Source organism: Mesorhizobium sp. M4B.F.Ca.ET.017.02.2.1 (assembly GCF_003998955.1).
Taxonomy (GTDB): Bacteria; Pseudomonadota; Alphaproteobacteria; order Rhizobiales; family Rhizobiaceae; genus Mesorhizobium; species Mesorhizobium abyssinicae.
The window spans coordinates 1-12,718 of the sequence record NZ_RZOF01000174.1 but is presented as its reverse complement, the minus strand read 5'-3'; the positions used below and the strand labels follow the sequence as shown (position 1 = coordinate 12,718).

Sequence of the window (12,718 nt, the reverse complement as noted above, 5' to 3'; positions counted from 1 at the left end):
GGGCGTGATGGCCGACCACGAAGCGCGCGAGCAGAATGTCGGCGGTGAAATCCTCTGCCAGATCTTCTGATCCGGCGCGTGAGATCGAAAGCGGTATCCGGTTTTCGGGAACGCTCGAAAACTGGAACCTGAACCAAGAGAAGTGACGAGGACAACAAAATGTCTCGTATTGGAAAGAAACCCGTTTCGCTGCCGCAGGGCGTGACCGCGACCGTCAACGGCCAGACCGTGACGGCGAAGGGCCCCAAGGGCGAGCTGAAGTTCGTGGTCAACGACGAAGTGCTGGTCAAGCTGGAAGGCACCGAGATCGCCGTTCAGCCGCGCGACCAGACCAAGACCGCCCGCGCCAAGTGGGGCATGTCGCGCACGCAGATCGTCAACATCCTGCAGGGTGTCAAGGACGGCTTCGAGAAGCGGCTCGAGATCACCGGCGTCGGTTACCGCGCCGCCATGCAGGGCAAGAACCTGCAGCTGGCGCTTGGCTTCAGCCATGACGTGATCTACGAGACCCCGCAGGGCATCACGATCACGGTGCCGAAGCCGACGGAAATCACGGTCACCGGCATCGACAAGCAGCAGGTCGGCCAGGTTGCCGCCGAGATCCGCGAGTATCGCGGCCCCGAGCCCTACAAGGGCAAGGGCGTGCGCTACGCCGGCGAGAAGATCGTCCGCAAGGAAGGCAAGAAGAAGTAAGACTGCAACGCCGCGGGGAGCGGCCGCGGGAGGCTTGGCCTACCGCACAGGGTTGCCCCCGTCTACTGAAGGCAAGGAACTGACATTATGGCTAGCCCGAAAGAAACCACCCAACGCCGTGCGCAGCGCGTGCGCCGTCAGCTCAAGAAGGTCGCCGGCGAGCGTCCGCGGCTGTCGGTCCACCGCACCTCGAAGAACATCTACGTCCAGGTCATCGACGATGCCCAGGGCCGCACCCTGGCCGCCGCCTCGACGCTCGAGAAGGACCTCAAGGGTTCGCTCAAGACGGGCGCCGACACCGCTGCCGCTGCCGCGGTCGGCAAGCTGATCGCCGAGCGCGCTTCGAAGGCCGGCGTCAAGGAAGTTGTCTTTGATCGCGGGCCATACATCTATCACGGCCGCGTCAAGGCGCTGGCCGACGCTGCCCGCGAAGGTGGCCTGAGCTTCTAAGCCTGGTCCCGAAAAGTTGCAGACTTTTCGGATAGGATCATGCAAGGAAGAAAATGATTTTCACCGCCGGCGACCCAAAAGTGGCGCCGGCATTTCAGCAACCCGTGCTTCCGGAAAAGAACAAGGAACAGGATATGGCACAGGAACGTAGGGAAGGCGGCCGCGGCCGCGAGCGTGATCGCGAAGAGCGCGATGACGGCATGGTGGACAAGCTCGTCCACATCAACCGCGTCGCCAAGGTGGTTAAGGGCGGCCGGCGTTTCGGCTTCGCCGCTCTCGTCGTCGTCGGCGACCAGAAGGGCCGCGTCGGCTTCGGCCACGGCAAGGCACGCGAAGTGCCGGAAGCGATCCGCAAGGCGACCGAGTCGGCCAAGCGCGACATGATCTTCGTGCCGCTGCGTTCGGGCCGCACGCTGCATCACGACGTCGAGGGCCGCTGGGGCGCTGGACGCGTTCTGCTGCGCGCCGCCAAGCAGGGTACCGGCATCATCGCCGGCGGCCCGATGCGCGCCGTCTTCGAGACGCTCGGCATGCATGACGTGGTCGCCAAGTCGATGGGTTCGTCGAACCCGTACAACATGGTTCGCGCCACCTTCGACGCGCTGAAGAGCCAGATGCATCCGAAGGATGTGGCTGCAGCGCGCGGCATCAAGTACTCGACCCTTCAGGCCCGCCGCGGCAATGCCGTTGCGGCTGAAGAATAGTCGACGCTGACCAGGGATCCAGACCATGGCCAAGAAAGCTACCAAGACCATCACCGTCGAGCAGATCGGCTCGCCGATCCGTCGGCCGAAGGAGCAGCGCGCGACGCTGGTCGGCCTCGGCCTCAACAAGATGCACAAGCAGCGCACGCTGGAAGACACGCCCTCCGTGCGCGGCATGATCGCTGCCGTCCAGCATCTCGTCCGCGTCGTGGACGAGGGCTGAGCAAAAGCGCAGGAGAACGAAGATGAAACTCAACGATCTGCGTGACAAGGACGGCGCCACGCACTCCAAGAAGCGCCTGGGCCGCGGTATCGGCTCCGGCTCGGGCAAGACCGCCGGTCGCGGCGTCAAGGGCCAGAAGGCGCGCTCCGGTGTCGCCATCAACGGCTTCGAGGGTGGCCAGATGCCGCTCTACCGGCGCCTGCCGAAGCGCGGCTTCAACAACCTGTTCGGCAAGAGCTTCACGGTTGTGTCGCTGGCCCGCATCCAGGCCGCGGTCGACGCCAAGAAGCTCGACGCCAAGGCAACGGTGACGGCCGAAGCGCTGGTCGCGGCCGGCGTCATCCGCCGCGTCAAGGACGGCGTGCGCGTGCTCTCCGACGGCGAGCTCAAGGCGAAGCTCGCCTTCGACGTGGCGGGCGCCTCCAAGGCCGCCATCGAGAAGATCGAGAAGGCCGGCGGTTCGGTGAAGGTGCCGGAAAAGGCCGCCGCCGAGTAACGGCGATTTGAAGCGCGGTCGGCAAGAGCGGACTTCGTTTTTGCTCCCGATCGCGCTTTGATCTGATCAATATGGCGGCCGCGTCAACGCGGCCGCTTGCATGTTTACGGTCCGGAGCTTATCTCGTGAGCTTCGGTGACACGCGCCGCCTGAGCTGCGGGCATCGAGCGTGACATAGCAATCAAAGAAGTAGAGCATGATGTTGTCCGAAAACCGCTCCACACTTTTCGGCATCATGCTCTAGCGGAGAATCAGGCATGGCTTCGGCTGCTGAACAACTAGCCTCGAATCTGAATTTTTCGGCCTTCGCCAAGGCCGAGGACCTGAAGAAACGCATCTGGTTCACCATCGGCGCGCTGCTCGTCTATCGGCTCGGCACCTATATCCCGCTGCCCGGCATCAATCCGGACGCTTTTGCCCAGGCCTTCTCCTCGCAGAGCAAGGGCGTGCTCGGCATGTTCAACATGTTCGCCGGCGGCGCCGTGCAGCGCATGGCGATCTTCGCGCTGGGCATCATGCCCTACATCTCCGCCTCCATCATCATGCAGCTGATGACCTCGGTCATCCCGTCGCTGGAAGCGCTGAAGAAGGAAGGCGAGCAGGGCCGCAAGATCATCAACCAGTACACGCGCTACGGCACCGTGCTTTTGGCGCTGGTGCAGGCCTATGGCATCTCCGTCGGGCTGGAAGGCGGCAACGGCATCGTCAACGATCCCGGCATGTTCTTCCGCATCTCGACCGTTGTGACGCTGGTCGGCGGCACCATGTTCCTGATGTGGCTCGGCGAGCAGATCACCGCGCGCGGCATCGGCAACGGCATTTCGCTGATCATCTTCTCCGGCATCGTCGCCGGCCTGCCGCGCGCCATCTCCGGCACGCTGGAACTCGGCCGCACCGGCGCGCTGTCGACCGGCCTGATCCTGGCGATCATCGTTTTGGCCATCGTCGTCATTGCGCTCATCGTGTTCTTCGAGCGGGCGCAGCGCCGCCTGCTGATCCAGTACCCGAAGCGCCAGGTCGGCAACCGCATGTTCCAGGGCGATACCTCGCACCTGCCGCTGAAGCTCAACACGTCGGGCGTCATCCCGCCGATCTTCGCGTCGTCGCTGTTGCTCCTGCCGGCAACGGTCGCCGGCTTCTCGCAGACGACCAACATGCCCGCCTGGGCGAGCACGATCCTTGCCTCGCTCGGCCACGGCCAGCCGCTCTACATGGCGTTCTACGCGGCGATGATCGTGTTCTTCGCCTTCTTCTACACGGCGATCGTCTTCAACCCCAAGGACACCGCCGACCAGCTCAAGAAGCATTCCGGCTTCATTCCGGGCTACCGCCCGGGCGAGCGCACCGCCGATTACATCGACTATGTTCTCACGCGCATCACCGTCATCGGCGCCATCTACCTGGTGCTGGTGTGCCTGCTGCCCGAATTCCTGATTTCAGCGACTGGCGTACCATTCTACCTTGGTGGCACATCGCTTCTGATCGTGGTCAGTGTAACGCTCGATACGGTGGCGCAGATCCAGGGTCACCTGATCGCGCACCAGTATGAGGGCCTGATCAAGAAGTCGAAGTTGCGCGGGGGGAAGAGGACCAGATGAGGCTGATATTGCTTGGACCGCCGGGGGCGGGCAAGGGGACGCAAGCGCAAAGACTGGTAGAGAAATACCGCATACCCCAGCTCTCGACCGGCGACATGCTGCGTGCGGCCGTACAGGCCGGCACGGAAGTGGGCAAGCGGGCCAAGGCGGTGATGGATGCAGGCGAACTGGTGTCGGACGCCATCGTCAACGCCATCGTGGCCGAGCGCATCGACCAGGCCGATTGCGCAAACGGCTTCATCCTCGACGGCTACCCGCGCACGCTGGTCCAAGCCGATGCGGTTGAATCGATGCTCGCCGACCGTGGCCTCCATCTCGACGCCGTCATCGAACTCGTGGTCGACGACAAGGCGCTGGTTGGACGAATCGTCAAGCGCGCCGAGGATGCCAAGGCGGCCGGCCAGCCGGTGCGCAAGGACGACAATCCGGCTGTGTTCGAGGAGCGCCTGCGGGAGTACTACAAGAAGACCGCGCCGCTGATCGGCTACTATTACGCCAAGGGCAGGCTGAAGAGCGTCGACGGCATGGCCGACATAGACGCGGTGACGCGCGAGATCGAAACGGTGCTCAAATCCGTCACCCAGGCGGCGGCATAGAGAAAACAGACGATTGCGCTTGACTGTAGCGGTCCGCTGGGGTATGGCGGCCCGTCTTCCATCAGGCATAGGCTTTGCTTGTCCGCAAGGGCAAGGCAGCCGCTTTGAACTGGAAACTCCCGCAAGGGCCGGCCTCCACCGGACGCGGGGCAACTTGAAGCGCCGGCGTGTCCGGCCCATATGGAGATGAGAGAAGATGGCTCGTATAGCCGGCGTCAACATTCCGACCAACAAGCGCGTCGTCATTGCGCTTCAGTACATTCACGGCATTGGCAAGAAGTTCGCCCAGGAGATCGTCGACAAGGTCGGCATCCCGGCCGAGCGCCGCGTCAACCAGCTGACCGACGCGGAAGTGCTGCAGATCCGCGAGACGATCGACCGCGACTACCAGGTCGAAGGCGACCTGCGCCGCGAAGTGTCGATGAACATCAAGCGGCTCATGGACCTCGGCTGCTACCGCGGCCTGCGTCACCGCCGCTCGCTGCCGGTCCGCGGCCAGCGCACGCATACCAATGCGCGCACCCGCAAGGGCCCGGCGAAGTCGATCGCCGGCAAGAAGAAGTAATTAGGGGAATAAGGGAGTAGGGGAGTAAGGCAGTAGGGAATAGTCCGAAAATCGGATCATTTGTTTCCCTACTCCCTTACTTCCCTATTCCCCTACTCCCTTACCAAGGTGGAGCCGCTGGCATTACGGCGGTGTAGAGATCAACTGAAAGGACTACCATGGCCAAGGAAGCCGCTCGTGTTCGCCGTCGCGAACGCAAGAATATCTCGTCGGGCGTTGCCCACGTCAATTCGACCTTCAACAACACGATGATCACCATCACCGACGCGCAGGGCAATTCGATCGCCTGGTCGTCGGCCGGCGCCCAGGGCTTCAAGGGTTCGCGCAAGTCGACCCCGTTCGCCGCCCAGATGGCCGCCGAGGACGTCGCCAAGAAGGCCCAGGAACACGGCATGCGCATGCTCGAGGTCGAGGTCTGCGGGCCCGGCTCGGGTCGTGAATCGGCGCTGCGCGCGCTGCAGGCCGCCGGCTTCACCATCACCTCGATCCGTGACGTGACGCCGATCCCGCACAATGGCTGCCGCCCGCGCAAGAAGCGCCGCGTCTAAGGAACTATCGAACGCCGCGCGAACGCCAGAAGCGTTCCTCCGCGGCATTCCAGGTCGCCCGCCACGATTGGATGGTGGCGGGGCAACGGAAGGAAAGCATCATGATCCAGAAAAACTGGCAGGAACTGATCAAGCCGAACAAGATCGAGTTCTCGTCGAAGAAGAAGACGCTGACCACGCTGGTCGCCGAGCCGCTCGAGCGCGGCTTCGGCCTCACGCTGGGCAACGCGCTGCGGCGCGTGCTTCTGTCTTCGCTGCGCGGCGCGGCCGTCACCGCGGTGCAGATCGACGGTGTCCTGCATGAATTCTCGTCTATCGCCGGCGTGCGCGAGGACGTGACCGATATCGTGCTCAACATCAAGGAAATCGCCATCCGCATGGAAGGCGACGGCCCGAAGCGCATGGTCGTTCGCAAGCAGGGCCCTGGCGCCGTGCTCGCCGGCGACATCCAGACGGTCGGCGACGTCGAGATCCTCAACCCCGACCACGTCATCTGCACGCTGGACGAGGGCGCCGAGATCCGCATGGAGTTCACCGTCGACACCGGCAAGGGCTATGTGCCGGCCGAGCGCAACCGCGCCGAGGACGCGCCGATCGGCCTGATTCCGGTCGACAGCCTCTACTCGCCGGTCAAGAAGGTCTCCTACAAGGTCGAGAACACCCGTGAGGGCCAGGTCCTCGACTATGACAAGCTGACCATGACCATTGAGACCGACGGCTCGATCTCGGGCGAGGACGCGGTGGCTTTCGCCGCCCGCATCCTGCAGGACCAGCTCGGCCTGTTCGTCAACTTCGACGAGCCGCAGAAGGAAGTCGCCGCCGAAGCCGTCACCGAGCTCGCCTTCAACCCGGCGCTGCTCAAGAAGGTCGACGAGCTGGAACTCTCGGTGCGTTCGGCCAACTGCCTGAAGAACGACAACATCGTCTATATCGGCGACCTGATCCAGAAGACCGAAGCCGAGATGCTGCGCACCCCGAACTTCGGCCGCAAGTCGCTGAACGAGATCAAGGAAGTCTTGGCGGCGATGGGCCTGCACCTCGGCATGGAAGTGCCGGACTGGCCGCCGGAAAACATCGAAGACCTCGCAAAGCGTTACGAAGACCAATATTGAGCATGAATTCCAAGGATCGGCGGCGTGAGCCGCCAGATTCGACGGTCATGCGGAAAACCATCAGAGGCCGTGGCCTCTTGAACAACTGAAGAAGGAAAAGAGCCATGCGCCACGGTTTCAAAGGCCGTCGTTTCGCCCGCAGCGTAAGCCATCGCAAGTCGATGTTCGCCAACCTCGCTGTCTCGCTGCTCGAGCACGAGCAGATCGTCACCACCCTGCCGAAGGCTAAGGACCTGCGTCCGATCGTCGAGAAGCTGGTGACGCTCGGCAAGCGCGGCGATCTGCATGCGCGCCGTCAGGTGATCGCCCAGATCGGCAATGAGGGCGTCGTCAAGCGCCTGTTCGAGACGATCGCGCCGCGCTACGCCTCCCGCAACGGCGGCTACCTGCGCATCATGAAGGCGGGCTTCCGTCACGGCGACAATGCCGCAATGGCGGTCATCGAGTTCGTCGACCGCGACACCTCGGCCAAGGGTGCCGGCGACCGCGCCCGCATCGAAGCCGAAGGTACCGAAGAGGAAGTCGCGGCCGCCTGAGGCTGGGCTTTTCGCAAGTGTTCAAAGGGGCCCTGTGGGCCCCTTTTTGCATTCTGAAATCGGCGCTCGGCGTTTCCGACAAATTCGTCGGCCGAAGCCTATGCTTTTGCGCGACAATTATCGGATTTCGGTGCATTAGCCTTTCATTCTGCACAATCGTCGGGACAATGGCGCCCGATTTGGAGGATTCGGAATGCGCATGAAACGGCTGTCCCTTGTTCTGATCTCGGCCTTGCTGGCGTTCGCGCCGGCGGCCAGGCAGGCGCTGGCCGAGGACGCCGCCAAGCCCGCCGATCCCGGCCTGTCCGATGTGCTGACCGACCTGCTGCATGGCGTCGAAGGCGAGAACGCCACCTCCGGACCCGACAAGCGCGTGCCGTTCGGCCGCGAGGAGGTGCAGCTCTCGTTCGCGCCGCTGGTCAAGCAGACGGCGCCGGCCGTGGTCAACGTGTATGCCTCGCAGACCGCCAAGGTGACGTCGCCTTTCGAGGGCGATCCCTTCTTCGAGGAATTCTTCGGCCGCGCGCAGCCGCGCGCGCAATCCTCGCTGGGCTCCGGCGTGCTGGTCGACCCGAGCGGTGTCATCGTCACCAACTACCACGTCATCAAGGATGCCGACGAGGTGAAGGTGGCGACCGCCGACGGGCGCGAGTTCACCAGCAAGGTCATGCTCAAGGACGAGACGCTCGATCTCGCCGTGCTCAAGATCTCCGCCGACAAGCCGTTCCCGGTGATCGCCATCGGCGATTCCGACGCGCTCGAGGTTGGCGATCTGGTGCTGGCGATCGGCAATCCGTTCGGTGTCGGCCAGACCACCACCAGCGGCATCGTTTCGGCGCTGGCCCGCAGCCATATCGGCGTTTCGGATTCGGGCTATTTCATCCAGACCGACGCCGCCATCAATCCCGGCAATTCCGGTGGCGCGCTGATCAACATGGGCGGCCAGCTGGTCGGCATCAACACGGCGATCTACAGCCGCAGCGGCGGCTCGATCGGCATCGGTTTCGCCATCCCCGCCAATATGGTGCGGGCGTTCGCCGACGCGGCCAAGGCCGGTCTCGATTTCTTCGAGCGGCCCTATGTCGGCGCCGAGTTCGAGGCGGTGACGCCGCAGATCGCCGAATCGCTCGGCATGGAAAAGCCGACCGGCGCGCTGGTCTCGTCGGTCGATGCTGCCGGGCCGGCGGGAAAGGCTGGGCTGAAGCCCGGCGATGTCGTGCTCTCGCTCAACGGCACGACCGTCGAAAGCATCGAGGCACTGGATTATCGCATGGCGACGTTGTCGATCGGCACCAAGGCCAGCTTCGCCGTGCTCAGCAGGGGCCAGCAGGCGACGATGGAGATCGCGCTGGAGCGCGCGCCGGAAGGCGCCAAGGCCACCGAGGTGACGCTGCATGGCCGCAGCCCGTTCGCCGGCGCCAAGGTGGCGGAACTGTCGCCGCGGCTGGCGCAGCGGCTCGGCCTGCGCACCGACCTCAAGGGGGTCGCCGTGGTCGACATCAATCGCGATTCGCCGGCCGCCGATTTCGGCTTCCAGCCGGGCGACATCGTGCGCGAGGTGAACGGCACGACTGTCGACACGGCGGCGACGCTGGCGCAGGTAGCCCAGCAGGACACGCGCTGGTGGCGCTTTACCGTCGAGCGCGGCGGGCAGATACTGCGCCAGGTGTTGCGTTATTGAGGCGATCCAGGGATCGTCCTCCAGCTTTGAAGACCGTTCATGGCCGATTTGTTCAGCGTCGATGAACCGGAAAAGGCGCCGCCCGGCCGGCCGCTGGCCGACCGGCTGCGCCCGAAAAACCTCGGCGAGGTCGTTGGCCAGGAGCATCTGACCGGTCCGGATGGCGCGCTGACCAGGCTGATCGATTCCGGCTCGCTCGGCTCGATGATCTTCTGGGGCCCGCCAGGCACCGGCAAGACCACGGTGGCCCGGCTGCTGGCCGGCGAGACCAAGCTTGCGTTCGAGCAGATATCGGCGGTGTTTTCCGGAGTCGCCGACCTCAAGAAGGTGTTCGAGGCAGCGAAGCTGCGCCGCGGCAACGGCCGCCAGACCTTGCTATTCGTCGACGAGATCCATCGCTTCAACCGGGCTCAGCAGGACGGCTTTCTGCCGGTAATGGAAGACGGCACCGTCGTGCTGGTCGGCGCCACCACGGAAAACCCGTCCTTCGAGCTGAACGCCGCGCTTTTGTCGCGCGCGCGCGTGCTGGTCTTCCGTTCGCTCGGCGAGGACAGCATCGCCAAGCTGCTGGCGCGGGCGGAGGAGACCGAGGGCAGGGCGCTGCCGCTCGACGACGAGGCGCGGGCCATGCTGATCCGCATGAGCGACGGCGACGGCCGAGCTTCGCTGACGCTTGCCGAAGAAGTGTGGCGCGCCGCCAAGCCGGGCGAGGTGTTCGGGCCGGAGGGCCTGCAGCGCATCATCCAGCGCCGCGCGCCGATCTACGACAAGGGTCAGGACGGTCACTACAATCTGATCTCGGCGCTGCACAAATCGGTGCGCGGCTCCGATCCGGACGCGGCCCTCTACTATCTCGCCCGCATGTTCGACGCTGGCGAGGATCCGCTCTATCTCGGCCGCCGGCTGGTGCGCATGGCGGTGGAGGATATCGGGCTGGCCGACCCGCAGGCGCTGGTCATCGCCAATGCCGCGAAGGACGCCTACGACTATCTGGGCTCGCCCGAGGGCGAGCTCGCCTTCGCCGAGGCCGCCGTCTATCTCGCCACCGCGCCGAAGTCCAACGCCGTCTACACCGCCTTCAAGGCGGCGACGCAAGCGGCAAAGGAGCACGGCTCGCTGCTGCCGCCCAAGCACATCCTCAACGCGCCGACCAAGCTGATGAAGGAAGAGGACTACGGAGCCGGCTACCGCTACGACCACGACGAGCCCGACGCCTTTTCCGGCCAGGATTATTTCCCCGAAAAGATGGGCCGGCGCACCTTCTACGATCCGCCCGAGCGGGGCTTCGAGCGCGATATCAGGAAGCGGCTGGAATACTGGGCCAAGCTGCGCGGCGAGCGGGAAAGGTAGGCTGCTTCTCGCGGCTGGCCGCTTGCCTCGGTCCTTGCCCGCTCAGCCGGCAAGCGCCGCGCGGATCTTGCCCGCGTTTTCCGCCAGCACCTCGGGCTTTTCCATCTGTCCGCTGTGCGGCTTCATGGGGACGCCTTCGAAGCGCGGGATGACATGGACATGCAGGTGGTAGACGGTCTGGCCCGAAGCCGGTTCGTTGAACTGCAGGATGGTGACGCCGTCGGCGCCGAAAGCTTTCTTGACCGCCTGCGCCAGCTTCTGAACGGCAATGAAGAGCGGCCCGAGCGTTGCCGCGTCGGCATCGAGCAGATTGCGCGATGGCGCCTTCGGCACCACCAGCGTGTGGCCCGCTCCTTGCGGCATCACGTCCATGAAGGCGATGACCGCATCGTCTTCATAGACGCGGTGCGAGGGGATTTCGCCGCGCAGGATCTTCGCGAAGATGTTGCCGGGATCGTAGTCAGCCATGGCGGGCGCTCCTGATCATGGATGTCCTGCCTCGTGTAGCGAAGCCGTCATGGCCCGGCAAGGCAGGTCAGCCGAGATCGATCATGCCTGCCTCGACCAGGGCGTGGCCTATTCGGCCAGATCCTTGCGGAACGGCGTGTGGTCCTCGAGATATTCGCCCATCCGCTCGACCTCGCGGCGCTCGCGGCGGAGATAATCGGCCACCGCGTTGCGCAGGCCTGGATGCGCGATGTAGTGCGCCGAGTGCATGGTCACGGGGCGGTAGCCACGCGCCAGCTTGTGCTCGCCCTGCGCGCCGGCTTCCACCACCTTCAGCCCGCGCTCGATGGCGAAGTCGATCGCCTGGTGGTAGCAGACCTCGAAATGCAGGAAGGGGTGGTCCTCGATGCAGCCCCAGTTGCGTCCGTAGAGCGCGTCCGAGCCGATGAAGTTGATGGCGCCGGCGATGTAGCGGCCGTTGCGCTTGGCCATCACCAGCAGGATGTCGTCGGCCATGCGCTCGCCGATCAGCGAGAAGAACTGGCGGTTCAGATAGGGCCGCCCCCATTTGCGGCTGCCGGTATCCATGTAGAAGGCGAAGAAGTCGTCCCAGGCCTTCTCGGTCAGGTCCTTGCCGGTCAGCCAGTCGATGGTGATGCCGTCCACCAGCGCCTCGCGCCGCTCCTTCTTCATCGCCTTGCGTTTGCGCGAGGCAAGCGTGGCGAGGAAGTCGTCATAGTTCGAAAAGCCTTCATTGAAGAAATGGAACTGCTGGTCGGTGCGGTGCAGGAAGCCGGCTGCCTCCAGCGTCGCGACATCGCTTTCCGGGGCGAAGGTGACATGCGCGGAGGAGACGCCCAGCCTGTCGGTCACCATCTTCAGGCCTGCGGCGAGGCCGGCCTTCACCGCGCCATCGTCCTCGCCCTTGCTGACCAACAGGCGAGGGCCGGTGACGGGCGTGAACGGCACGGCGCTTTGCAGCTTCGGATAGTAACGGCCACCGGCGCGCTCGAACGCATCCGACCAGCCATGATCGAAGACATATTCGCCCTGGCTGTGCGATTTGAGATAGCACGGCACGGCGCCCAGCAGCCTGCCTTGCGCCGTCTCCAGCCGCAGGTGATGGCCCTGCCAGCCGGTGCGGCGCACGGCGCAGCCCGACTCTTCAAGCGCGCTCAGAAAAGCGAATGAAACGAGAGGATTGTAGCCGTTTTCCTTGTCGCCGCGCGCGGTCCCGGCAAAGCCGTTCCACTCGTCGCAGGTGAAGGCGCCGATGCCGGAGGCGACGCGGATCGAAAACTCCGCATTCGCCATCTGTCCATCATCGTCATCACCCTGATCCATGAGGCTTATTTAAGCTCCATCCGGGGCCGCGCAAGCCTGGATCACGCCACCTTTACGAGATCGGGTTCGAAACCCTCGAAGGTCATCTGGTCGGCATATTTGAAGGTGAGGTCCACCGCCGGCTGGTCATGCACGGTCCAGGTGATGACCGGCATTTTCAGCCGCTGGCGCACGAAGCTGACGAATGGGTTGGGCAGGTCGCCGGCGGCATAGGAGGTGAAGGCGATGTCATGCGCCAGCATGGCGAAATGTGCCTCTATCAGCTGGTTGTCCTTGCCGTAGGCGGTAAGCCCGCCAGGAATGCCGGGCGCGTCCTTCGGGAAATCGCGGATCAGCCAATGGTCGAACGACATGATCGCCGCCTTGCCCTAGTAG

Annotated in this window: 16 protein-coding genes and 1 pseudogene; 14 read left to right on the top strand and 3 right to left on the bottom strand. The window is 64.3% G+C overall.

All coding sequences use genetic code 11. The annotated features are described in order from the left end of the window. The 14 genes from rpsH to EN738_RS20155 form a co-directional block, all read left to right on the top strand. Positions 1–70, top strand: a 70-nt coding sequence (gene rpsH / locus EN738_RS20220; protein WP_127285251.1) for a 30S ribosomal protein S8, incomplete at its 5' end; no start/stop codon positions are given. Positions 71–159: 89 nt separating this feature from the next. Continuing rightward, positions 160–693, top strand: coding sequence for a 50S ribosomal protein L6 (gene rplF / locus EN738_RS20215; RefSeq protein ID WP_127285250.1), 534 nt, complete (start codon positions 160–162; stop codon positions 691–693). Between the two features lie 87 nt (positions 694–780). Next, positions 781–1,143: a 50S ribosomal protein L18 gene (gene rplR / locus EN738_RS20210; RefSeq protein ID WP_127285249.1), complete on the top strand. Its 363-nt coding sequence runs from the start codon at positions 781–783 to the stop codon at positions 1,141–1,143. 134 nt (positions 1,144–1,277) lie between these two features. Further along, positions 1,278–1,847, top strand: coding sequence for a 30S ribosomal protein S5 (gene rpsE / locus EN738_RS20205; RefSeq protein WP_127285248.1), 570 nt, complete (start codon positions 1,278–1,280; stop codon positions 1,845–1,847). A 25-nt stretch (positions 1,848–1,872) separates the two neighbouring features. Further along, entirely contained in the window at positions 1,873–2,070 is a 198-nt protein-coding gene (gene rpmD / locus EN738_RS20200; protein ID WP_006205449.1) for a 50S ribosomal protein L30, read from the top strand. 22 nt (positions 2,071–2,092) lie between these two features. Next, positions 2,093–2,566, top strand: coding sequence for a 50S ribosomal protein L15 (gene rplO / locus EN738_RS20195; RefSeq protein WP_127285247.1), 474 nt, complete (start codon positions 2,093–2,095; stop codon positions 2,564–2,566). Positions 2,567–2,823: 257 nt separating this feature from the next. Next, complete coding sequence (gene secY / locus EN738_RS20190; protein WP_127285246.1) at positions 2,824–4,164, top strand: preprotein translocase subunit SecY; 1,341 nt, start codon at positions 2,824–2,826, stop codon at positions 4,162–4,164. Further along, positions 4,161–4,760 carry an adenylate kinase gene (locus tag EN738_RS20185; RefSeq protein WP_127285245.1) on the top strand — a complete coding sequence of 200 codons (600 nt, stop codon included), beginning with the start codon at positions 4,161–4,163 and terminating at the stop codon, positions 4,758–4,760. The genes secY and EN738_RS20185 overlap by 4 nt, the downstream gene beginning before the upstream one ends. Positions 4,761–4,956: 196 nt before the next feature. Next, positions 4,957–5,325, top strand: coding sequence for a 30S ribosomal protein S13 (rpsM, locus tag EN738_RS20180; RefSeq protein ID WP_006205445.1), 369 nt, complete (start codon positions 4,957–4,959; stop codon positions 5,323–5,325). A 158-nt stretch (positions 5,326–5,483) separates the two neighbouring features. Continuing rightward, the gene (rpsK, locus tag EN738_RS20175; protein ID WP_006205444.1) at positions 5,484–5,873 is read left to right on the top strand and encodes a 30S ribosomal protein S11; all 390 of its coding nucleotides are present in this window, start codon (positions 5,484–5,486) and stop codon (positions 5,871–5,873) included. A gap of 101 nt (positions 5,874–5,974) precedes the next feature. Beyond that, on the top strand, positions 5,975–6,985 hold the full coding sequence (locus tag EN738_RS20170; protein WP_006205443.1) for a DNA-directed RNA polymerase subunit alpha: 1,011 nt from the start codon (positions 5,975–5,977) through the stop codon (positions 6,983–6,985). A gap of 104 nt (positions 6,986–7,089) precedes the next feature. Continuing rightward, positions 7,090–7,521 carry a 50S ribosomal protein L17 gene (rplQ, locus tag EN738_RS20165; RefSeq protein WP_127285244.1) on the top strand — a complete coding sequence of 144 codons (432 nt, stop codon included), beginning with the start codon at positions 7,090–7,092 and terminating at the stop codon, positions 7,519–7,521. A gap of 193 nt (positions 7,522–7,714) precedes the next feature. Then, positions 7,715–9,202, top strand: coding sequence for a DegQ family serine endoprotease (locus EN738_RS20160; RefSeq protein ID WP_127285243.1), 1,488 nt, complete (start codon positions 7,715–7,717; stop codon positions 9,200–9,202). A 39-nt stretch (positions 9,203–9,241) separates the two neighbouring features. Continuing rightward, entirely contained in the window at positions 9,242–10,552 is a 1,311-nt protein-coding gene (locus tag EN738_RS20155) for a replication-associated recombination protein A (protein ID WP_127285242.1), read from the top strand. 42 nt (positions 10,553–10,594) lie between these two features. Here the strand turns inward: EN738_RS20155 and EN738_RS20150 are convergent, their stop codons facing one another. The 3 genes and pseudogenes from EN738_RS20150 to EN738_RS20140 all read right to left on the bottom strand — a co-directional run. Next, complete coding sequence (locus tag EN738_RS20150; protein ID WP_127285241.1) at positions 10,595–11,020, bottom strand: HIT family protein; 426 nt, start codon at positions 11,018–11,020, stop codon at positions 10,595–10,597. 108 nt (positions 11,021–11,128) lie between these two features. Next, positions 11,129–12,343: a GNAT family N-acetyltransferase gene (locus EN738_RS20145; RefSeq protein WP_127285240.1), complete on the bottom strand. Its 1,215-nt coding sequence runs from the start codon at positions 12,341–12,343 to the stop codon at positions 11,129–11,131. Positions 12,344–12,384: 41 nt separating this feature from the next. Next, positions 12,385–12,718 (bottom strand): annotated as a pseudogene (locus EN738_RS20140) (glycerophosphodiester phosphodiesterase); the annotation flags it as partial.

What these genes read in the sequence shown, in the direction of transcription:
- rplF (WP_127285250.1), top strand. Translation starts at nt 160, where the DNA reads ATGTCTCGTATTGGAAAGAAACCCGTTTCGCTGCCGCAGGGCGTGACC.
- rplR (WP_127285249.1), top strand. Translation starts at nt 781, where the DNA reads ATGGCTAGCCCGAAAGAAACCACCCAACGCCGTGCGCAGCGCGTGCGC.
- rpsE (WP_127285248.1), top strand. Translation starts at nt 1,278, where the DNA reads ATGGCACAGGAACGTAGGGAAGGCGGCCGCGGCCGCGAGCGTGATCGC.
- rpmD (WP_006205449.1), top strand. Translation starts at nt 1,873, where the DNA reads ATGGCCAAGAAAGCTACCAAGACCATCACCGTCGAGCAGATCGGCTCG.
- rplO (WP_127285247.1), top strand. Translation starts at nt 2,093, where the DNA reads ATGAAACTCAACGATCTGCGTGACAAGGACGGCGCCACGCACTCCAAG.
- secY (WP_127285246.1), top strand. Translation starts at nt 2,824, where the DNA reads ATGGCTTCGGCTGCTGAACAACTAGCCTCGAATCTGAATTTTTCGGCC.
- EN738_RS20185 (WP_127285245.1), top strand. Translation starts at nt 4,161, where the DNA reads ATGAGGCTGATATTGCTTGGACCGCCGGGGGCGGGCAAGGGGACGCAA.
- rpsM (WP_006205445.1), top strand. Translation starts at nt 4,957, where the DNA reads ATGGCTCGTATAGCCGGCGTCAACATTCCGACCAACAAGCGCGTCGTC.
- rpsK (WP_006205444.1), top strand. Translation starts at nt 5,484, where the DNA reads ATGGCCAAGGAAGCCGCTCGTGTTCGCCGTCGCGAACGCAAGAATATC.
- EN738_RS20170 (WP_006205443.1), top strand. Translation starts at nt 5,975, where the DNA reads ATGATCCAGAAAAACTGGCAGGAACTGATCAAGCCGAACAAGATCGAG.
- rplQ (WP_127285244.1), top strand. Translation starts at nt 7,090, where the DNA reads ATGCGCCACGGTTTCAAAGGCCGTCGTTTCGCCCGCAGCGTAAGCCAT.
- EN738_RS20160 (WP_127285243.1), top strand. Translation starts at nt 7,715, where the DNA reads ATGCGCATGAAACGGCTGTCCCTTGTTCTGATCTCGGCCTTGCTGGCG.
- EN738_RS20155 (WP_127285242.1), top strand. Translation starts at nt 9,242, where the DNA reads ATGGCCGATTTGTTCAGCGTCGATGAACCGGAAAAGGCGCCGCCCGGC.
- EN738_RS20150 (WP_127285241.1), bottom strand. Translation starts at nt 11,020, where the DNA reads ATGGCTGACTACGATCCCGGCAACATCTTCGCGAAGATCCTGCGCGGC.
- EN738_RS20145 (WP_127285240.1), bottom strand. Translation starts at nt 12,343, where the DNA reads ATGGATCAGGGTGATGACGATGATGGACAGATGGCGAATGCGGAGTTT.